At 66.5% G+C, this 19,271-nt stretch carries 18 protein-coding genes; 11 read left to right on the top strand and 7 right to left on the bottom strand.

Annotated elements, in window-relative coordinates; translation table 11 throughout:
* Positions 1-600: a transcriptional repressor LexA gene (gene lexA, locus Mal64_RS14645; protein ID WP_146401551.1), complete on the bottom strand. Its 600-nt coding sequence runs from the start codon at positions 598-600 to the stop codon at positions 1-3.
* A 275-nt stretch (positions 601-875) separates the two neighbouring features.
* On the opposite strand from lexA, the gene Mal64_RS14640 reads away from it, so the two are divergent.
* The 5 genes from Mal64_RS14640 to Mal64_RS14620 all read left to right on the top strand — a co-directional run bounded on the left by Mal64_RS14640 (position 876) and on the right by Mal64_RS14620 (position 6,010).
* Positions 876-2,087 (top strand): S1C family serine protease, encoded by a 1,212-nt coding sequence (locus tag Mal64_RS14640; protein ID WP_146401549.1) that lies wholly within the window; start codon positions 876-878, stop codon positions 2,085-2,087.
* 23 nt (positions 2,088-2,110) lie between these two features.
* The gene (locus Mal64_RS14635; RefSeq protein WP_146401547.1) at positions 2,111-3,418 is read left to right on the top strand and encodes a S1C family serine protease; all 1,308 of its coding nucleotides are present in this window, start codon (positions 2,111-2,113) and stop codon (positions 3,416-3,418) included.
* Between the two features lie 163 nt (positions 3,419-3,581).
* The gene (gene pelA / locus Mal64_RS14630; RefSeq protein WP_146401545.1) at positions 3,582-4,694 is read left to right on the top strand and encodes a pectate lyase; all 1,113 of its coding nucleotides are present in this window, start codon (positions 3,582-3,584) and stop codon (positions 4,692-4,694) included.
* A 157-nt stretch (positions 4,695-4,851) separates the two neighbouring features.
* Positions 4,852-5,316: a DUF1569 domain-containing protein gene (locus tag Mal64_RS14625; RefSeq protein ID WP_146401543.1), complete on the top strand. Its 465-nt coding sequence runs from the start codon at positions 4,852-4,854 to the stop codon at positions 5,314-5,316.
* A 322-nt stretch (positions 5,317-5,638) separates the two neighbouring features.
* On the top strand, positions 5,639-6,010 hold the full coding sequence (locus Mal64_RS14620) for a hypothetical protein (RefSeq protein ID WP_146401541.1): 372 nt from the start codon (positions 5,639-5,641) through the stop codon (positions 6,008-6,010).
* Between the two features lie 231 nt (positions 6,011-6,241).
* On the opposite strand, the gene mqnE is transcribed toward Mal64_RS14620, so the two are convergent.
* The 4 genes from mqnE to ubiE all read right to left on the bottom strand — a co-directional run bounded on the left by mqnE (position 6,242) and on the right by ubiE (position 10,189).
* Positions 6,242-7,402: an aminofutalosine synthase MqnE gene (gene mqnE / locus Mal64_RS14615; RefSeq protein ID WP_146401539.1), complete on the bottom strand. Its 1,161-nt coding sequence runs from the start codon at positions 7,400-7,402 to the stop codon at positions 6,242-6,244.
* A 100-nt stretch (positions 7,403-7,502) separates the two neighbouring features.
* Positions 7,503-8,498: a 4-hydroxybenzoate octaprenyltransferase gene (locus tag Mal64_RS14610; RefSeq protein ID WP_146401537.1), complete on the bottom strand. Its 996-nt coding sequence runs from the start codon at positions 8,496-8,498 to the stop codon at positions 7,503-7,505.
* A 107-nt stretch (positions 8,499-8,605) separates the two neighbouring features.
* Positions 8,606-9,265, bottom strand: a complete 660-nt coding sequence (locus Mal64_RS14605; protein ID WP_231993769.1) for a UbiX family flavin prenyltransferase — start codon at positions 9,263-9,265, stop codon at positions 8,606-8,608.
* Between the two features lie 156 nt (positions 9,266-9,421).
* Positions 9,422-10,189, bottom strand: a complete 768-nt coding sequence (gene ubiE, locus Mal64_RS14600) for a bifunctional demethylmenaquinone methyltransferase/2-methoxy-6-polyprenyl-1,4-benzoquinol methylase UbiE (RefSeq protein WP_146401530.1) — start codon at positions 10,187-10,189, stop codon at positions 9,422-9,424.
* 225 nt (positions 10,190-10,414) lie between these two features.
* Between ubiE and Mal64_RS14595 the strand changes: the two genes are divergently transcribed.
* The 5 genes from Mal64_RS14595 (at position 10,415) to Mal64_RS14575 (ending at position 16,182) form a co-directional block, all read left to right on the top strand.
* Positions 10,415-11,188 carry a 2-phosphosulfolactate phosphatase gene (locus Mal64_RS14595; protein WP_146401528.1) on the top strand — a complete coding sequence of 258 codons (774 nt, stop codon included), beginning with the start codon at positions 10,415-10,417 and terminating at the stop codon, positions 11,186-11,188.
* Positions 11,189-11,422: 234 nt separating this feature from the next.
* Complete coding sequence (locus Mal64_RS14590) at positions 11,423-13,096, top strand: glycine--tRNA ligase (RefSeq protein ID WP_146402203.1); 1,674 nt, start codon at positions 11,423-11,425, stop codon at positions 13,094-13,096.
* A 110-nt stretch (positions 13,097-13,206) separates the two neighbouring features.
* The gene (locus Mal64_RS14585) at positions 13,207-14,049 is read left to right on the top strand and encodes a hypothetical protein (RefSeq protein WP_197525785.1); all 843 of its coding nucleotides are present in this window, start codon (positions 13,207-13,209) and stop codon (positions 14,047-14,049) included.
* Between the two features lie 125 nt (positions 14,050-14,174).
* On the top strand, positions 14,175-14,876 hold the full coding sequence (locus Mal64_RS14580) for a pirin family protein (protein WP_146401523.1): 702 nt from the start codon (positions 14,175-14,177) through the stop codon (positions 14,874-14,876).
* A gap of 163 nt (positions 14,877-15,039) precedes the next feature.
* Positions 15,040-16,182 carry an aldose epimerase family protein gene (locus Mal64_RS14575; RefSeq protein WP_231993767.1) on the top strand — a complete coding sequence of 381 codons (1,143 nt, stop codon included), beginning with the start codon at positions 15,040-15,042 and terminating at the stop codon, positions 16,180-16,182.
* A gap of 30 nt (positions 16,183-16,212) precedes the next feature.
* On the opposite strand, the gene Mal64_RS14570 is transcribed toward Mal64_RS14575, so the two are convergent.
* Positions 16,213-16,473, bottom strand: a complete 261-nt coding sequence (locus Mal64_RS14570) for a SecDF P1 head subdomain-containing protein (protein WP_146401521.1) — start codon at positions 16,471-16,473, stop codon at positions 16,213-16,215.
* Positions 16,474-16,963: 490 nt separating this feature from the next.
* Between Mal64_RS14570 and Mal64_RS14565 the strand changes: the two genes are divergently transcribed.
* Positions 16,964-17,635 (top strand): PEP-CTERM sorting domain-containing protein, encoded by a 672-nt coding sequence (locus Mal64_RS14565; protein ID WP_146401519.1) that lies wholly within the window; start codon positions 16,964-16,966, stop codon positions 17,633-17,635.
* An 83-nt stretch (positions 17,636-17,718) separates the two neighbouring features.
* On the opposite strand, the gene araA is transcribed toward Mal64_RS14565, so the two are convergent.
* Positions 17,719-19,230 (bottom strand): L-arabinose isomerase, encoded by a 1,512-nt coding sequence (araA, locus tag Mal64_RS14560; protein WP_146401517.1) that lies wholly within the window; start codon positions 19,228-19,230, stop codon positions 17,719-17,721.
* Positions 19,231-19,271 lie beyond the last annotated feature (41 nt).

The raw sequence follows: 19,271 nt of genomic DNA, 5'->3' as shown, positions 1-19,271 counted from the left end.
TCAGATGCGCCGCACGACGCCCGTCACGACGCCCAGCACCTGCACGTTGCGGCAGTAGATCGGCTTCATGGTCGAGTTGGCCGGTTGCAGTCGAACGCGATTCGCCTCGGGGAACCAGTATTTGAGCGTCGCGTCGCCCTCGTCGGTCATCGCGACGACGATGTCGCCCTTGTTGGCGGTGCGTGTCCGGCGGACGATCACCAGGTCGCCGTCGGCGATCTGGGCCTCGATCATCGACTCGCCCTTCACCCGCAAGGCGAACTGGTTCTTCTTGGTCGGAAACCAATCCTCGAACGTGAACCGCTCGGCCTCTTCGATCGCCTCGGTCAGTGTGCCTGCCGCGATCGAACCGACCAGCGGCAGGCCCTTCTCGCTCTGGGCCTCGGCCGTGAGCTGGATCGCCCGCGACATGTTGGGCTCGCGGGTGATGAGTCCCTTCTTCTCGAGCGCCTTGAGATGGCACATCACGCCGTTGGGCGAGGCGATGCCAAAATGGTCGCCGATCTCCCGCACGGTGGGGCCGTAGCCGCGGTTCTCGATCTTGTCTTGGATAAAATCGAGCACCTCGCGTTGGCGCTTGGTCAGCTGGTCGAGTGACATCGGACCTGGCTTTGGGGGGAGTGAAGGGAAAGGGGCCGCCGCTTGGGGCCTGACGGCCTACGGGTTACGACGGTCCGTAGTGGATGTAAAACGCTATCAGCCAACCGATCTGAAGACTTCCGGGTGTTCTTGGGCATCCGAAATCGGAGCGGCAGCCTATAATTGAGGTTTGCGGGTTCTGGGCAGACTTGACGTCTGGGCGGGCCTGACGGGCGAGCCGCCCTCGCGGGTCCTTACCCGGATTATGCTAAACAACCGTATACTGTCAAGATCGGATGTACAGGTACTCACGATCAATCCCGAGCCGGCATTTTGCCCTGATCGCCCTGATTGCAGCGGCGCTCGCGGCGCCGTGCCGTGCTGCGCCGCCTGCCGAGGCCGCAGCGGAGCCCGCGGCTGAACAAGCCGCCGGAGCTCTCGGCCCGATCGTCGGCGCTCCTGCCGGCGTTGCTGCGGCCGATGAGGCGGCGGTCGATCTGGCCCTCGACTTGCCTCCGCAACTCGAGCAGGTTTTGGCCAAGCCCTACCCGGACACGGTCGCCGACTTGCGGCAGATCCAGCGGCAGGTCCGCCGCGTGGTGTCGCGCGCGGTGGCGGCCACAGTGGCGATTGAGCTCGACGACTCGGTCGGCAGCGGCGTGATTGTCTCGCCCGACGGGTTGGTGCTCACCGCCGGCCACGTGGTGTCCGAGCCGAACCAGCCGATCGAGGTTTTGTTCGCCGACGGGTCACGTGTCGAAGGCCTCTCCTACGGTTGCGACCACGACGCCGACAGCGGCATGGCGCGCATCACCACGCCGGCGCCCGACGGCGGTTGGCCCTTCATGCCGATCGCTCCGGGCGGGTCCTTGGAGTGTGGCGAATGGGTCGTTGGCTTGGGGCAGCCGAACGGTTTTGAAGAGGGCCGCTCGCCGCCGGTGCGGCTCGGCCGGGTGCTGATGCTCGAAGACGACACCGTGGTGACCGACGTCACGCTCGTTGGCGGCGACTCGGGCGGGCCGCTGCTGAACCTGCGCGGTCAGGTTGTTGGCATCCACAGCCGCATCGGGCCGAGCGTCGAGCGGAATTACCACGTCGCGGTGGGCGACTTCTTGGAGGACTGGGAGCGGCTCTCCGAGGGCCGGCTGTGGGGCCAGAGCGTGGCCAGCGAGTTGGCCAACTCGGCGCCGCTGTTGGGCGTGGCGGGTGACCCGCGGGCGACGCCTTGCAGGGTGACGCAGGTCTTCCCGGGCGAGCCGGCCGAGCGGGCCGGCGTGCGGCCGGGCGACCTGATTGTTCGTTTCGGCGGCGAGCGGGTGCGCGACTTCGCCGAGCTGGCGGCCATCGCCTACCGCAGCGAGCCGTACGACCGCACGACGATTGTCGTGGAGCGCAACGGCGAGGAGTTGAAGTTCGAGCTGTGGCTCGGCAAGCTTTCGGACCAGATGCCGGGCGGACCCCGCCTGGAGCGGGCCACGGGGTCAGGACGCCTGGGGATGAATCCATGACGCTTACTTCTCGAACGAAAAACTTGCTGGCCCTGTGCGCCGCGTTTGCGATGGCGGTCGCGTTCGTCGCGGTTCCGGTGGAGCGTTGCCCGGCTCAAACCGTCGAGGCGGCCGAGTCAGAGTCGCCCGAAGCTGAGGCGCTCGAAGCTGCGGAGGAATCGGCGCCAACGCAGCCGTCCGAGGACGTCGAGCCCGCGGGAGACGGCTCCCCCGAGGGAGCAGCCGACGACGGGGCGGCATCGGGTGAAGAGGTTGATGGAGTACAAGAGAGCACCGAAGAGAAGGGCACCGAAGAGGGCGTTCCTCCCGCGCTCTCGTTCGGCTCTTTGGGTGACGCGATCCAAGGCGCGCTCGAGCGAGTGTGGGTCCCAAGGTCGCGGCTCACGAGCGGACCGCACGTGCGCTCCGCGTTCGAGGAGACGGTCGCCGAGGCCTCCAAGGCGACGGTAGGCGTTTACGGCTCCGGCCGCCGCGTGGCGCTCGGCGGCGTGGTCGGGCCCGACGGCTGGGTGCTGACCAAGGCGAGCCGGCTCAGCGGGCCGCTCACCTGCAAGCTGCGCGACGGGCGTGAACTCGACGCCCGTGTGGTGGGAGTCGATCGCGAGTGGGACTTGGCCGTCATCAAGATCGACGCCAAGGGACTCGACACGCTCGACCTGTCTTCTCCGGTTTCGTCCCGTTCGGATAGCGAGCTGTTGCCGGGCGACTGGGTCGCCACGGTCGGCTCGGGTCGGGCGCCGGTCGCGGTGGGGGTGGTGAGCGTAGCGCCGCGGCCGATCCGTCATCAGCGCGGGGTGCTCGGCGTGCGGATGGACCTCGGCGACGGTCAGAGCGGCGCCCGCATCGTAGAGGTTTACAAGGGGACCGGCGCCGACGAGGCGGGGGTCGAGTCGGGCGACCTGATCGTTGCGATCGAGGGGGTCGAGATCGCCAGCAACGAGCAGCTCAGCTCCGAGGTGCAACGCTTCAACCCGGGCGACCAGATCGCCGTGGCGCTGGTGCGTGAGGGGCGGCGGCTCGTGGTGTACGCCACGCTCAGCGAACGCTTCACCCCCGGGCCGAACAACCGCAGCCAGCTGCAGAACGAGATGGGCGGCAAACTCAGCCGCCGGCGCCACGGCTTCCCCACCGCGATGCAGCACGACACGGTCCTGCGTCCCATCGACTGCGGCGGGCCGCTGGTCGATCTCGACGGCCGCGTGGTCGGCTTCAACCTCGCCCGCTCCGGCCGCACCGAGAGCTACGCCGCGCCGGTGGACGTGGTCCGCGATCGGCTGTTCGACTTGATGTCGGGCCGCCTGGCGCCCACGCCACGCGACCAGCCGAATTAGATTCCGCCGCTTTAGGGTGAGGTGCGCGGCCGTCGGCCAGGGAGTTCGGTGTGCCGTCTCGCACAACGGGGGCCGTACGCGATGGGAAGGGGCCCGGTCTGCGGTTACGTTGGGAGGGCGCTGATCGCTGATTGCTCTTTTTCACCCCCCCCGGAACTTTGACGTGACTCTTCTCCGCCCGATCATCCTGCTGTTGCTTCTCGTTTGTCATGCGTCGTGGGCCGAGGCCCAGCACGCCGACCCGCAAGAGACGCAGCTCGTGCGCTGGTGGCGGGTGTTCGATCAGCCGGCCGAGTGGTACGGCGGGGCCGACGCGCAGCGGATCGGCGACAACGTGCTCGCCTACCAAAGCCCCAACGGCGGCTGGTGCAAGAACGTCGACATGGCCGTCCCGCACAGCGAGGAGCAACTCGCCGAGTTGCGGCGCAACGCCGGCCGCCGCGAGACGCTGATCGACAACGGCGCCACCTACACGCAGATCCGGCTGCTCTCGCACATCTTTGCCGCCACCGGCGAGACGCGCTTCGGCGAGGCGCGCGACCGCGGCCTCGACTTCGTCTACGCGATGCAATACCCCAACGGCGGCTGGCCGATGATCCACCCGTTGCAGGACAACTACACGCGGCGGATCACATTCAACGACGGCTCGATGATCGGCGTGATGCGGCTGCTCACCGACGTGGCCGAAGGGGCGGCGCCGTTCGACACGGTCGACTCGGATAGGCAGGCCCAGGCCCGCCAGGCCGTCGAGCGCGGCTTGGAGGCGATCCTTCGCATGCAGGTGCGCGTCGATGGCCGCCCCACGGTGTGGTGCGCACAGCACAACGAGGTCGACTTAACCCCCACCGGCGCCCGGACCTACGAGCTCCCCTCGCTGAGCGGCATGGAGAGCGTCGAGGTCGTGCAGTACCTGATGGACGTCGAGGAGCCCTCCGACGAGGTGATCGCCGCGATCGAGGGCGCCGTTGATTGGTTCGAGCGCGCGAAGATCACCGGCAAGGCGGTCCGCTGGCGCGACGACCCTTCGTTGTCGCGTGGCCGTGATCGTATCGTGGTCGACGACCCCAATGGCGACCCGTTGTGGGGGCGGTTCTACGAGATCGCCACGAACAAGCCGATGTTCGTCGGTCGCGACGGCGTGGTGAAGGATACCCTCGCCGAGATCGAGTACGAGCGGCGTGTGGGTTACTCCTGGATCGGCTCTTACGCCAAAGGATTGCTCGCGGAAGATTACCCCGCTTGGCGTAAGCGGATTGGCTCGCCTGTTCGGGACTGAGGGCGGCGAGCAGGCGATGGAGGTCGTTAGTTGTTCATAAGGGCGACGATATGCCGCACGCATCTCTTCTGGTGGTAGGCTTGAGGGAATGTTATAGAATGCATGTTCTAATACGTCCGCCGCCAAGCCCGCCTTTCGAACCAGGAGCACTCTCGCGATGCCCGCACGACGCCAACTGAGGTTTGCGACTTTTGACGACGCCATCGCCGATATCGAGCGGCTGCGCGACGGCGGCTACACTCCTACGATGAAGTGGAACCTCACCGAGGTTTGCGAGCACCTGCGTAAGACAATGCACGCCGGGCTCCATGGCGGGACGAAGCCGTTGCCCTGGATCCTGCGGGTGAGCATCGCGCGGCTGCTCGTGGAGTACATGGTTTGGCGGCACTGGATGCCCAACGGGGCCAAGGCGCCCGCCGAGTTTATCCCGGAAGACTATGCCGAGGACGACCCGGAGCGGATCGAGGCGTGCATCGCCCTGATGCGCGAGGCGCGCGATTTCTCGGGCAAATTGCCGCCCAATCCACTGGCCGCGGGCTTGTCGGTTGAAACCTGGCAGGGCCTGCAGGTGCTGCACGCCGAGCATCACCTCTCGAAACTCGAGCCCGCCACCGCGGCGTAGCGGCTTCACGGAAGCTGCATCTTCTAAACGGTCGCATCAGCGCGAGGGCCACTCTCGATCGCGATAACAGCACTTAGTGTGTTCGTGTGGGGTGTGGGGGGGGCACTTCTATTAGCGAATCTAATGCTAGGCGCATCTTACGTGGACTTCCTGGTTTCTCGTCTCTGCTGGGTTGCGGGGTCACGAAGCGTTGGTATATTCCGGGCAAAAGACCCAGACCACCTATCGTGACTAGGCTTTTTTGAATCTTCATTTTAACCAAACAGCCTGTTTCTCCCCCTGATCTACCGAAGGAGACGCGATGATTCTTAGAGCAGCTCTTATGCTCACCATGGCCGTTGGCATGGTGGCGCTCCCCACGACCGCTTCTCAGGCCGCCGTCGTGATCGACGACGAGGGCGACGACGTTGAGATCGTCGGTTCGGGCTTCATCGCCCTGACGACGGTCTTCCAGGGCTTCGGCACGCGTTTCATCCTCGACGGCTTCACAGTCGCCGGCACCTCGCGCCCGAGCGACGACCTGAACATCGACGCCGAAGACGCCGGTTTCTTCCTCGACCTGATCGCCATCCTCAACGTCAAGCGTTGCGAGATCGACGTCGACGGCAGCGCCGGCACCGACGTGGTGATCAAGATCGCCTCGGACAACCTCGACGATGTCGAGGACGTGGAGAACGTCATCAGCTTCCCGTGAGCCCGATAGCTCGCCGGATCAGCTGTACCAATAAAAACCCGCTGCCGGGCGATGCCCGGCAGCGGGTTTTTTTATGAGTGGGGCCTACATTCTGTGCGGAACGCCCTCTGTGGCGTTCCGAACCCCGGCGGACGGGCGTGTACCCGGGGCCGGAACGCCACAGAGGGCGTTCCCTACAGGTCGCAGCGCGTGGCCAACGGCCAGCAGCCAATAGCTAACAGCTCTACCGCCTCACGCCTCGGCGGTGATCTTCTCGCCGACCGACCAGCCCTCGCCGCTGCGTTCCACGCGGCGGTAAAGCGTGTCGCGTTCGATCGGTTCGCGGCCCGCCTCGCGGATGATCCGCTCGATCTCGCTGACGCCCATTACCTCGGGCGTCGTGGCGCCGGCGTCGTGGTAGATCAACTCGTGCCGCACCGTGCCGTCGATGTCGTCGGCGCCGTAGGAGAGCGCCACCTGGGCCGTGCCGATCCCCAGCATGATCCAGTACGCCTTGATGTGGTCGATGTTGTCGAGCATCAGCCGGGCGACCGCCATCTGCCTCAGGTCCATCAGCCCCGACGGCTTGCGCAGGTTGTTCTCTTCGCCGAGCTTGTTGTTCTCCGGATGGTAGGAGAGCGGGATGAACGTCTGGAACCCGTCCGAACCAGCCGCCAGCGACTCGTCCTGTTGCTCACGCAGGCGGATGAGGTGGTCGATCCGGTGCCGCGGCTGCTCGATGTGGCCGTACAGCATCGTGCAGTTGGTCCTCAGGCCCAGCTGGTGGGCCGTGCGGTGGGTCTCGAACCAGCGGCCGGAGTCGGCCTTGTGCTCGCAGATCTTGCTGCGGATCTCGGGATGGAAGATCTCGGCCCCGCCGCCCGGCATGCTGCCGAGGCCCGCCTCGCGCTGGTCCTCGAGCACCCAGCTGATCGGCTTCTTGGTGAGCCGCGCAAACCAGTCGATCTCGACCGGCGTCCACGCCTTCAGGTGCAGATCGGGGTAGTTGTCGTGCAGCAGGCTCACCACCTTGCGGTACCAGTCGTACTTCGCCTGGTGGTGCAGGCCGCCGACGATGTGCATCTCGGTGCAGCCGTTCTCTACCGCCTCACGGCCGCGCTCGAGGATCGCGTCGTCCTGCATCCAGTAGCCCTTGGCCTGGCGCAGGTCACTGCGGAACGCGCAGAACGAGCAGCGGTAGACGCAGATGTTCGTCGCGTTCAGGTGCGTGTTGATGTTGTAGTAGCCGGCGTTGCCGTTCTTACGCTCGCGCACCAAGTTGGCCAGCTCGCCCACCTCGGGCAGCGGCGCCTCGGGCGACTCGAGCACGAGGCCGTCGTCGAACGACAGGCGCTCGCCGGCTTCGACCTTTTCGCGGATGGGGGCCAGGATTTCGGAGGAAGTTCTAAGCATCTGTGCGGTTCTTCAAACGATTGATGTCTCACGCAAAGGCGCGAAGACGCAAAGGACTTTGGTCGAAGTCTCTCTGCGCCTTCGCGCCTTTGCGTGTTTCTTATACCAGTAAGTCGACAGTTCCGATGACCAACAATCCGAGGCTCACCACGGCGTTCACATGAAAGAACGCGAGGTTCACGCGGCTGAGGTCGTCAGGGCGGACCAGCCGGTGCTCGTAGACGAGCAGCAGGGCGATCGCCACGACGCCCCCCCAGTAGATCATGCCGAAGGGGGGGAAGGCCAGCGGCACGAGCGCCAGCAGCACCACCGTGAGGGCGTGCAGCACCGCGGCCAGGCGCAAAGCGCCCGGCACGCCGAGGGCCGTCGGCACGCTGCGCAGGCCGGCGGACTTGTCGTGCTCGTAGTCTTGGCAGGCGTAGAGCGTGTCGAACCCCGCGACCCAGGTGAGCACCGCGGCGCCGAGGATTGCGGCGGGGAGCAGGTCCCACGGGTCGGCCATTACTGCCTGGCCACGGATGGCGATCCACGCCGCCACAGGCGAAAGGCCGAGCGCCGCCCCCAGCCAAAATTGCGCGAGCGAGGTGAAGCGCTTCGCGTAGCTGTAGCCGCACAGCCACAGTATCACTGGTACGGAGAGCGCCGCCGGCAACCAGTTCGGCAAGAACAGCAAGGTGCTGGCGATAAAGCCGGTGGCGCTGAGCAGTGCAAAGACGCTCACTTGTGGCAGAGAAAGCACGCCGGCCGGTAAATGTCTGGCAGCGGTTCGAGGGTTCTCGGCGTCAATCTTTCGGTCAGCGATCCGGTTGAACGCCATCGCCGTGGAGCGGGCGAATACCATGCACAGCAAGACCCCGTAGACTTCCTCCCATTGGATCATGAAATAGCCAAAATCGTTCCAAAGGGCGCTCCAGTAGGGAAGTGCGGAATCGTAGTCGTGCCAGTCCTTGGAGGGATCGGGATAGACTATGCCTTTGGCGAATACCAATCGTAACTTGCGGCCCGCCATCAGCATCGCCAGCAGCGCGAACGGCAGCGCGAACAGCGTGTGGCTGAAGCGGATGAGAGTGAGCAGGTGGCGGATCGTTGGCAGCATCGGCGCGGTTGGTCGGCAGTTGGGGGCGGAGCCCCGCACGGAGTAAGGGGAGTTGATTGTAGCGCCGACCGCTCCCCTTACTGCGTGTGGGGCTCAGGGCGCATTGGTTATTCATCGCCCCAGCGGTTGATCAGCGCGTTTCGCACACCGAGCTGGTCGCAGATCCGCGCGACGACGAAGTCGACGAGGTCAGCGATCCGCTCCACGCCGTGATACCAACCGGGCGCCGCCGGCAGCACGACGGCCCCCGCCTCGGTCGCCTTCTTAAGGTTCTCAATGTGGGTGAGCGAGAGCGGCGTTTCCCTAGGCACCAGCACCAGCGGCCGGCGCTCCTTGAGCTGCACCTCGGCGGCCCGCTGAATCAGATTGCCCGACGAGCCCGCGGCGATCGCGCTGAGCGTCGTGCCGCTGGTGGGGCAGATCGCCATGCCTCCCGACAAGAACGAGCCGCTGGCCATCGGGGCCATGAAGTCGCCGTAGTGGCAGTAGCGCAGCGCCCCCACGCCCGCCTCGGCTACCGGCCGGGCGCCCGCTAGCAACGGGACCGTCGCTTCGAGCGGCTTGTCCGTCATCAGCCCGAGCTGCTCGGGCTCGAACGCGCCCAAGTCGACACGGATGCCGAGCTCCTGCTCGATCACCGCGGCGCCGCTGGGGCTGATCGCCAGGTGGACCTCACGCCCCGTGCGCAGCAGCACATCGAGCAAGCGAACGGCGTAGACCGCCCCGCTCGCTCCGGTGACGCCGACGATGATGGGTGCTTCTTTCAAGTGAACCACGAAGGAACGAAGGAACGACGGAAGGAAAGCGCCCACGAATACTCGCGAATGGAAGCGAACAGGCACGCTTCGGTTTCATCCGTATTTTTTCGCGGGTATTCGTGGGCGCTTTCTTCGTCTGTTCGTTGTTCCTTCGTTCCTTAGTGGTTAATTCTTCTCACCGACGTACAGCGTGGCCACACCGAACGTGAGCGGGTAATAGGCGACGTTCTTCAGCCCGGCCGCTTCCATCCGCTCGGTCAGTTGCTCGTACTCGTAGAACTGCCCCACGCTCGCCGGCAGGTACTCGTAAGCCGCCGAGTTGTTGCGCATCACGGTCTGGCCGATCCGCGGCAGCACGTTGCGGAAGTACCAGCCGTACATGCCGCGGAGGGGCTGGCGGCGGGGGGTGGTGAACTCCAGCACGGCGATTTTGCCGCCCGAGGCGCAGACGCGGGTCATCTCCCGCAGGCCTTGGTCGGTGTCGGCCACGTTCCGCAGGCCGAACGCCACGCTGACGATCTGGTAGGTGTTGTCCTCGAACGGCAGCCGCTCGGCGTCGGCCTCGATCCAGGTGACCCGGTCGTTGGCGTCGCTCTTGGAGCCCTTCTTGCGGCCGATCTCGAGCATCTCCGGGCAGAAGTCGGCCGCGGTGATCGGCAGTTTTCCTTTTGCCGCACGGTCGTAGGCGAGCGCCAGGTCGCCCGTGCCGGTGCAGAGGTCGAGGATCGGCTTGCCGCCGGCGGGGCCGTCGAATTGCGGCGCCACTTTTCGCACGGTGAACCGCCGCCACAGCTTGTCGATGTTCATCGACAGCAGGTGGTTCAGCAGGTCGTAGCGCGGGGCGATCTCGCCGAACATCTGCCGGACCCGCTCGGTCGACTTGTCGACGGGCTGGGCGGGGGCGTGCGGCGCGTTGGCGGGGGCGGCTGGCATCGGCGTGGGGCTTGGCGGGGCGGGCAATACCATTAAAGTGCGCAGGGCCGTTTCGACCAACGCGTCGCGTCCCCACAGCTTACCCGCAGCGCTCAACGCGTCCCAGCCGCCGACGGAAGTCGGCGGTTTGCCCAAAGGGCCGACAGGCCAACACGCAGCACGAACCGACGACTCCCGTCGGCGGCTCCAGGCCGTTCGGCAATTTTCGCTTGATGGTGATTTTCTATGCCCAAGAAGCTCGAAGCCCACTACCTGCCGCAGTTCGTCCGCGAGGAGGACCTCGTCGGCTCCGTGGTCGTGGTGATCGACCTGCTGCGGGCGTCGACCACGATCGCCACGGCCCTGGCCGCCGGCGCGGCCGAGGTGCGGCCCTATCTCGAGGTGGGCGACGTGGTGCGGGCCGCCGAGCAGTTGTCGGGCGAAAGCGAATCGCCCCTCATGCTCGCCGGCGAACGCGGCTGCCAGCGGATCGAGGGCTTTCACCTCGGCAACTCGCCCAGCGAGTACACCGCCGAGCGGGTCTTCGGCGCCCGGCTGCTGTTTACCACGACCAACGGCACCCGCGCCTTGCAGCACGCCCGGCTCGCCGAGCGGGTGGCCGTCGGCTGCGTGGCGAACCTGACGGCCTTGGCCGAATCTTTGCAGGGCGCCGGCTCGGTCGCCCTGCTGTGCGCGGGAACGAACGCCCACGTGAGCCGCGAAGACCGCCTAGCCGCCGGCGCCATCGCCCACCGCCTCGAGGAGTTGGAGGGCGAGCCGCGTGAGCGGAGCGAGCCGGCCGACGCGGTGCTGCGCGAGTGGCAGGAGCTGCTCACCACGGCCCGGGCGCTGGGCCGCAGTGCGAGCGAGCAGCTGGCCGTGGAGCTGCGCGACACGCCCGGCGGCAAGAACCTGCTGAAAGTGGGCCACGACGACGACCTGATCCACTGCGCCCAGGTCGACACGCTGTCGGTCGTCCCCGGGTTCGACCCCAAGAGCGGCCGGATCACGCTCGCTTAGCCGATTGGCGGCCCCGTAGGACGCTGGCGGCTGTTGAAGTAGAATCGGGGATTCGCTGCGAGAGAGGGGAGAGGTCGGAGGCCGGAGGTCTGAGAAGCATGAAAGAGCGAGGCTCTTCTTCGTACCGCTCTGACCTCCGGCCTCTCACCTCTCAACTCTCGGGATTTCTAGCCATCCGCGGCTTCCCAACTCCGGTCTGTCTTTAGCCCCAACCCGCTTCGCGCCGCTATGGAAATGGAAAAGCTGGTCTCCCTCTGCCGTCGGCGAGGGTTTTTGTTTCAGTCGAGCGAGATCTACGGCGGCCTCAATGGCTTCTGGGACTACGGCCCGCTGGGCGTGGAGCTCAAGCGCAACCTGAAGGACGCGTGGTGGCGCGACATGGTTAGCGCCCACGACGACTTGGACACACTCGCCGGGGCGCCGAGCCCCTACGAGATGGTCGGCCTCGACTGCACGATCATCATGCACCCGCAGGTCTGGAAGAACTCGGGGCACCACGACCTGTTCGTCGACGAGATGGTCGACTGCCGCGAGTCGAAGAAGCGTTACCGCTACGATCAGGTGCTCGGCCGCTGGGCTAGTTGCGATGGAAAGAAAAGTCAGGGACCACCTAAGCAACTGTCCGGACCCACCTTTGATGTGAAAGGAGCAGAGTACGACAAGATATTTGTCACGTCGATCGGTGAGGAGCCGGAGTCGGAGATCGAACGCCGCGCGATGAAGCACTTCAAGCTCCGCGCGAAGGACGCCGACAAGCTCTCCTGGGACGGGCCCGCCGTGACGCTCGACAAGATTAACGTGGCCGACTTCGACAAGACCTTGGGGCCCGACGCCACCGGCCTCGGCACGCTGACCGAGCCGCGCGACTTCAACCTGATGTTCCCCACGACCATCGGCGCCCTGGCCGGCGAGGAGGGCCGCGCGTTCCTCCGCCCCGAGACCGCCCAGGGGATCTTCGTCAACTTCAAGAACGTGATCGACTCGACCCGCGTGCGGGTGCCGGTCGGCATCGCCCAGGTCGGCAAGTCGTTCAGGAACGAGATCACGCCGCGGAACTTCACGTTCCGGTCGCGCGAGTTCGAGCAGATGGAGATCGAGTTCTTCTGCCACCCGGACGAGTCGCGCAAGTGGTACGAGTACTGGCGCAACCGCCGCATGGCGTGGTGGCAGGAGATGGGCCTGGCCGGCGACCGGCTGATCCTCCGCGATCACCACGCCGACGAGCTGAGCCACTACAGCACCGGCACGGCCGACATCGAGTACGCCTTCCCGTTCCTGCCGGAGGGCGAGTACGGCGAGCTGGAGGGGATCGCCCACCGCGGCGACTTCGACCTCCGCAGCCACATGGAGGGCAAGCTCGACCCGAACTCGTGCCCGCTCACCGTGCAACTCGGCGAGGACGGCAAGCCGCTGCACCGCGGCAGCGGCAAGGACCTGACCTACCGCGACGAGGTCACCAACGAGCGGTTCACGCCGCACGTCATTGAGCCCTCCGCCGGCGCCGACCGCGGGGCGCTCGCGATCCTCTGCGAGGCTTACACCGAGGACACGGCGCCCGACGACAAGGGCAAGGAGCAGACCCGCTTGTCGATGAAGTTCCACCCACGGATCGCCCCGATCAAGGCGGCCGTTTTCCCGCTGGTCAAGAAGGACGGCATGCCGGAGGTGGCCAAGGACCTGTACCGGGCGCTGAAGAAGAAGTTCCCGGCGTTCTACGACGAGAAGGGCGCGGTCGGCCGCCGCTACCGCCGCCAGGACGAGGTCGGCACGCCGTACTGCATCACGGTGGATGGCCAGACCTTGGACGACAAGACCGTCACGCTCCGCGACCGCGACTCGCTCGAGCAGGTGCGCATCAGGCTCGACGACGCGGTCGAGGAGATCGAGCGGCGGGTTACGGGCGACTGAGCCTTCGTGGTTCAAGCTCGGTTGGTGGGATCGCCAAGTTGTACTGACATCGTTCATCCGTTATCCCCCGACCTCGTGCGCATCATATGCTCCACCGCTCGACTCTCGCGTTGCTATTGCTAGCCGTTGGGGCGATCACGGCTCGGGCCGAGACGCCGCGGGTCTCGAGTGACGCCGCGGGCGGTCTGGCGGTGCGCGGCAGCCTTGGCCACTCGCACAACGACTACGCGCAGGCCGAGCCGCTCGTGGCGGCCCTCCGCGCCGGCGCCTTGGGGATCGAGGCCGACGTGTTCCCGGTCGATGGCGAGTTGCTCGTCGCCCACGACCGCGAAGACGCCCGCCCCGGCAAGACGCTGCGGTCGATGTACCTCGCGCCGTTGTTCGAAGCGTTCGAGCGGTTGGGCGGCGCCGACGACAGCCAGCCGTTCCGCGGCCGGGTGCGTGAGAGCGGCTCGCCGGTCGTGCTGCTGATCGATTTCAAGGCCGACGGCGAGCGTTCGTGGGAGCTGCTCGAGCGGCGCTTGGCCGAGTTTCCCGGGCTCTGCCGACGGGTACGGACCAGCGCCTCGGGCGAGGCGGTCGTGACCGAGGGGCCGCTGATCGTGGTGGTCTCGGGAAAACGGCCTGTCGAAACGATCACGGCCGCCGCCGATCGTCGCTCGGCGATCGACGGCCGCTACCCGGCCGACCTCAAGAGCGACCGCCCGGCGCACCTGATGCCGATGGTGTCGGTCAACGCTGGCCACCTCCTGCCAATCGCCGCCAAAGAGCCGGGCGGCATGCCGGTGGTGCTGAGCGAATTCGCCCAAGCAGCCGCCGCCAAGGGCCGGCTCGCCCGTGCGTGGGCGACTCCTGACGACCCCGCCGTTTGGGGCATGCTCCGCGAAGCGGGCATGCAGCTCATCAACACCGACAACCCGTCCGCCCTGGCGGGGTTCTTGGCGGCGGACTAGCCGGGCGTCTTGGCGCCTGCCCCGCAGCGGCTTCGCTGCATGGTCACGCCGGCGCGATCCTTTTCCAGAGGGCGAGCGTACCACATTCCGGAAAGCTTGTTCAACAACTCCCGGAGGCGCCTGCGATGTTCCAAATCCGCAAGTCCGACGACCGCGGCCGCGGCGAGCACGGCTGGCTCAGCGCCCGGCACACGTTCTCGTTCGCCGGCTACCACGACCCCGCGCACGTGCGGTTCCGCAAGCTACGGGTGATGAACGAAGACCGCGTGGCGCCGGGGCAGGGCTTCGGCACTCACCCGCACGACAACATGGAGATCATCACCTACGTGATGTCGGGCGCCCTGGAGCACCTCGACAGCATGGGCAACGGCTCGGTGATCCCGGCGGGTTCGTTCCAGCGGATGTCGGCCGGCTCGGGCGTGACGCACAGCGAGTTCAACCCCAGCGACTCGGAGTCCACGCACCTGTACCAGGTGTGGGTCTTCCCGAGCGAGCGCGACATCGAGCCGACGTACGAGGAGTGGTCGCTCGGCGAGACGACGTTCGACGGCCTGCGGCTCGTGGCGGCGCCCGGCGGCGGGCCCGACGCCGAGGCGATGAAGATCGTCGCCGACGCGAGCCTCTACCTCGGCCGACCGGCCGCGGGCGCCGAGCTGCGGCACGCAATCGCCCCCGGCCGCCACGCCTGGGTGCAGGTCACCCGCGGCGAGGTGGGGCTGGGCGAGCAAACGCTCGTAGCGGGCGACGGCGTCGCCGTGAGCGACGAGCCGGAGCTGACGCTCCGCGCCACGTCTGACGCCGAGCTGCTGCTGTTTGACCTCGGCTGAGGGGTGTCTTCACGGCAGCAGCATGGCCGGATCAGGCGTTGGGGGCGCCAGATGGCGAGCCCCCAACGCTTGACGCGGGCATCCGCTCAGGCGACTTTAGTGATTGTCGCCGGATTGCTGGCCGCGATGCTTCTCGAACACACTCCTCCGAGACTTGATTCCCATGCACGCCTCTTTTCGCTGCACGGCAGCTTTCTGCCTCGCGCTGCTCGCCTGCCCCATGACCCACGCCGCCGACCACGACCACTCGCACGTCACCAGCCGGGTGTTCGGCGAGACCTCCACGGGCGAGACGGTCCACGAGTTCACCGTGAAGAATCACAGCGGGGCGTCGATCAAGCTGATCACCCGCGGCGCCGCGCTCACCAGCGCGGTCGTTCCCGACCGCGACGGCGAGATGGCCGACGTGCTGTTCGGCTTCGACGATGTCGAGGGCTACGAGTCGGAACGCAACATGTACTTCGGCTGCACCACGGGACGCTACGCCAACCGCATCGCCAAGGGGCGGTTCACACTCGATGGCGAGACTTACCAGCTAGCCATCAACAACGACCCGAACCACCTGCACGGCGGCGATGACCGCAGCCTTACGCGTGTTGTCTGGAAGGGCGAGCCGGTCGAGACCGACCACGGCGGCGGCGTGAAGTTCACCTACACCAGCCCCGATGGCGAGGAGAACTACCCGGGCGACCTGGAGATGACCGTCACCACCACGCTCGACGACGACAACCGCGTGTGGATCGAGTACGAGGCGACGACCACCAAGGCGACGCCGGTGAATCTCACCAACCACGCGTACTTCAACCTGAACGGCCACGGCTCGCCGACCATCAACGACCACGTGCTGATGATCAACGCCGACCATTACACGCCGGTCGACGAGACGCTGATCCCCACGGGCGAGATCGCCGAGGTCGCGGGGACGCCGCTCGACTTTACCAGCCCCACGGCCATCGGCGAGCGGGTCGACCAGATGGGCGACGGCGAGGGCGCCGGTTACGACCACAACTTCGCGCTCAACGGCGAGATGGGCCAGATGCACCTGGCGGCCGAGGTCTACTCCCCCAAGACGGGCCGCACGCTCACCGTGACCACGACCGAGCCGGGCGTTCAGTTCTACGGCGGCAACTTCCTCAACGGCGGCGAGGGCAAGGACGGCGCCACGTACGCCTACCGCAGCGGCCTGTGCCTCGAGACGCAGCACTACCCCGACTCGCCCAACCAGCCGGACTTCCCGAGCACGATCCTCAATCCGAGCGAGACGTACACACACACGTGTGTGTACGACTTCGGCGTGCGGGAATAGCCGTAAGCGGTATTCGCGTGTATTCGTGATTCAGTCTCGAATGATCGATTCGAAGAAATCGAGCGTTTCATCACTGGGCCCAGCGATCGCAAAGCTACCTCCAAGGGGCGATGCAATCTTGGGCGTCGCTACGACCTCGCCGTTGAGAACGACAGCCACGGGTAGGCCGATCAGCGTCGCTGTGGCCGTTTTGAGTTTGGCGGCGCCGGCGGGCGTGGCGGTGACGAGCAGTTTTCGTAGGGGCGGTTGCGAAGTGGCGCCCGATTGGAGACGCACGGCGACGGTCGCCACGTCGGTAGTTACGAAGATCGGCGGCGTTATGAGGTGGATTGGATCGCCCGTGCCTTGATGAACCAACGCTCGGGTCTGCGGACCTTCGGCCGGTGCGATTCGGTAGATTTCCAGGGTCACCCCGGGCGGCAGTTTTACGGGTGAGGGGTGTTGGCCGCATCCGAGCAGGCACACCGAAAGTGTGAGGGAGACTAACCCGGCCCAACGCAGGTATGAATTCACGATAGATCCTCATTCAATCAGGATGAATGGCTGCCCGCATGGGGGTTCGCTGGCGGGAGCGTGAGCTTGTCAGTTTTTTTGACGAGCCGCGTCGCGTAGGCTATGCTGAAACCCGCAAGTCGGCCCAGTCGACGCAACTGCCGCTAAAACCTACGAAAAAACGCTAATCCCCAACCGCCCAACGACTCCTTCCTCGCCCACCGGGCGAGAGGAATCGGTGGGCGGTTTTTTTGTGCCCACTCGAAATCTCTTTTTCACGAGGCCTCGCATGACCCGCTTACGTTCAACGCTATTTGCCGCCGCCCTCGCCGCACTGGCCTCGTCGGCGCAGGCCGACTTCATGTTCTACCACGACGGCCACAGCTACCTGACGGTCACGTCCACGCCGAGCACCTGGGCAGGGGCCGCCGCCGACGCGGCGAGCCGTGAGTTCGGTGGCTTCACGGGCGCCCTGGCGCGGATCGACAATGAGGCGGAGAACGACGCGATCTACACCGCCATGAAGCTCAATATTCCCATTGGCGACCACTCGCTGACGACGGCGCCCGACGGCGGCGGGGGCGCCTACGTCTGGATCGGAGCGACCGACCGCGCGCTGGAAGGCCAATGGATCTGGGACGGCGACGGCGACGGCGCGGGCGACCTGTTCTGGCAAGGCGACGAGAACGGCGTGGCGGCCGGCGGCTTGTACGAAGACTGGGGCACGACCGGCGCGCAGAACGAGCCCGACGACTTTTCCAACAACCAAGACGCCGCCGGCATCTCGCTCAACGGCTGGCCGTTGGGCCTGGCGGGGCAGTGGAACGACGTGGCCGAGAGCAACACGCTGTTCTACGTGGTGGAGTTCGCCGGCGTGCCGGAGCCCTCGTCGCTCTTGCTCACTGCGGGCGCTTTGCTCGGCGTGATCGGGCGCCGGCGTGTCATGGGCGGGAGGGCTTAAGCCCACGGAGGAGTAGTTGGCGCTGGTAACACTCCGGCGGCTTACGCCGCCGGCTCGCCATATGGTCGCCGATTGCTCGCCGGCTACGCGCGTGAGTACACGCCCGCGGCGTCGCTCATGCGGATCGTGTGGCGGAACTCGCGTAACCGGGTCTCGGTGTCGATCACCAAGAGCTCGATGCCGAGCATGCTCGCCAAGTCCTCGTAGTGCTCGGTCGTGAGCGCCTGGCTGAAGGTCGGGTGGTGCGATCCGCCGGCGTAGATCCAGGCGGCCGCGGCCGTGGGCATGTCGGGCAGCGGCTTCCATAGGGCCCGGGCCACGGGCAGTTTGGGCAGCGGCTGCTCGGGATCGACGACCTCGACTTCATTCAGGACGAAGCGGAAGCGGTCGCCCAGATCGATGATCGTGGCGTTCACCGCCGGGCCGGCCGGGGCGTCGAACACCAGCCGCACCGGGTCCTCTTTGCCGCCGATCCCCAAGGGGTGAATCTCGCAGCTCGGCTTGTCGGCTGCGATCGTGGGGCAGATCTCGAGCATGTGGGAGCCGAGCACCCGCGCCTCGCCGCCGGCGGGCAGGTGGTAGGTGTAGTCTTCCATGAAGCTCGTGCCGCCCGGCAGGCCGGCCGCCATCACCTTGCTGGCGCGCGTCATGAGCGACGCCTTCCAGTCGCCCTCACCGCCAAAGCCGTAGCCGTCGGCCATCAGCCGCTGAGTCGGCAGCCCCGGCAGCTGCTTCATGCCGTGCAGGTTCTCGAACGTGTCGGTGAAGCCGGCGAAGCCGCCTTCCTCAAGAAACGAGCGCAGGCCGAGCTCGATGCGGGCCGTGTCGCGCAGCGCCTCGCGGCGTGAGCCCTTGGGGCCGAGGTCGGCCGCCACGGCGTACTGCGTGTCGTACTCCGAGCAGAGGGCGTCGACCTGGGCCTCGGTGGCGGCGTCGATCCGCTCGACCAAGTCGCCCACGCCGTAGCCGTGGACCGAAACGCCCAACGCAATCTGGGCCGCGACCTTGTCGCCCTCGGTGACGGCCACCTCGCGCATGTTGTCGCCGAAGCGGGCGATCTTGGCCGTTTGCAGGTCGTGCCGCGCGGCGGCCGCCCGGCACCACACGCCCAAGGATTTCTGCGGGGCGTCGTCTTGCCAGTGGCCGACGATCACCTTGCGCTCCATCCGCAGGCGGGCGCCGATGAACCCGAACTCGCGGCCGCCGTGGGCCGACTGGTTCGTGTTCATGAAGTCCATGTCGATCGTCGACCAGGGGATCTCGCGGCCGAACTGGGTGTGCAAGTGGGCGAGCGGCTTCTGCAAGCGCGTGAGGCCCGCGATCCACATCTTGGCGGGGCTGAACGTGTGCATCCAAGCCACCAGGCCGATGCAGTTCGGCGCGTTGTTGGCCTGCTGCACGACCTCCAGGATCGACTCGGGGGTGACAAGCACCGGCTTGAACACGACCTTCACCGGCACGTGCGGCGAGGCGCCGAGCGCGGCGGCCACCTCCTTGGAGTGCGCGGCGACCTCCTCGAGCGTCTCGGGGCCGTAGAGGTGCTGGCTGCCGGTGACGAACCAGACTTCGAGTTCAGTGAGGTCGGGAAGGGGCATGTCGAGGAGGGGCTGGGGGTTAGGGATTAGGGGCTTGGGGA

Source organism: Pseudobythopirellula maris, assembly GCF_007859945.1.
Classification (GTDB): domain Bacteria; phylum Planctomycetota; class Planctomycetia; order Pirellulales; family Lacipirellulaceae; genus Pseudobythopirellula; species Pseudobythopirellula maris.
This window is presented reverse-complemented; position numbering and strand designations above follow the sequence as displayed.

Coding starts and splice junctions, on each gene's coding strand:
- mqnE (WP_146401539.1), bottom strand. CDS start 7,402: ATGCTTAGAACTTCCTCCGAAATCCTGGCCCCCATCCGCGAAAAGGTC.
- Mal64_RS14625 (WP_146401543.1), top strand. CDS start 4,852: ATGCCCGCACGACGCCAACTGAGGTTTGCGACTTTTGACGACGCCATC.
- lexA (WP_146401551.1), bottom strand. CDS start 600: ATGTCACTCGACCAGCTGACCAAGCGCCAACGCGAGGTGCTCGATTTT.
- Mal64_RS14595 (WP_146401528.1), top strand. CDS start 10,415: ATGCCCAAGAAGCTCGAAGCCCACTACCTGCCGCAGTTCGTCCGCGAG.
- ubiE (WP_146401530.1), bottom strand. CDS start 10,189: ATGCCAGCCGCCCCCGCCAACGCGCCGCACGCCCCCGCCCAGCCCGTC.
- Mal64_RS14610 (WP_146401537.1), bottom strand. CDS start 8,498: ATGCTGCCAACGATCCGCCACCTGCTCACTCTCATCCGCTTCAGCCAC.
- Mal64_RS14575 (WP_231993767.1), top strand. CDS start 15,040: ATGCACGCCTCTTTTCGCTGCACGGCAGCTTTCTGCCTCGCGCTGCTC.
- Mal64_RS14565 (WP_146401519.1), top strand. CDS start 16,964: ATGACCCGCTTACGTTCAACGCTATTTGCCGCCGCCCTCGCCGCACTG.
- araA (WP_146401517.1), bottom strand. CDS start 19,230: ATGCCCCTTCCCGACCTCACTGAACTCGAAGTCTGGTTCGTCACCGGC.
- Mal64_RS14590 (WP_146402203.1), top strand. CDS start 11,423: ATGGAAAAGCTGGTCTCCCTCTGCCGTCGGCGAGGGTTTTTGTTTCAG.
- Mal64_RS14640 (WP_146401549.1), top strand. CDS start 876: ATGTACAGGTACTCACGATCAATCCCGAGCCGGCATTTTGCCCTGATC.
- Mal64_RS14620 (WP_146401541.1), top strand. CDS start 5,639: ATGCTCACCATGGCCGTTGGCATGGTGGCGCTCCCCACGACCGCTTCT.
- Mal64_RS14580 (WP_146401523.1), top strand. CDS start 14,175: ATGTTCCAAATCCGCAAGTCCGACGACCGCGGCCGCGGCGAGCACGGC.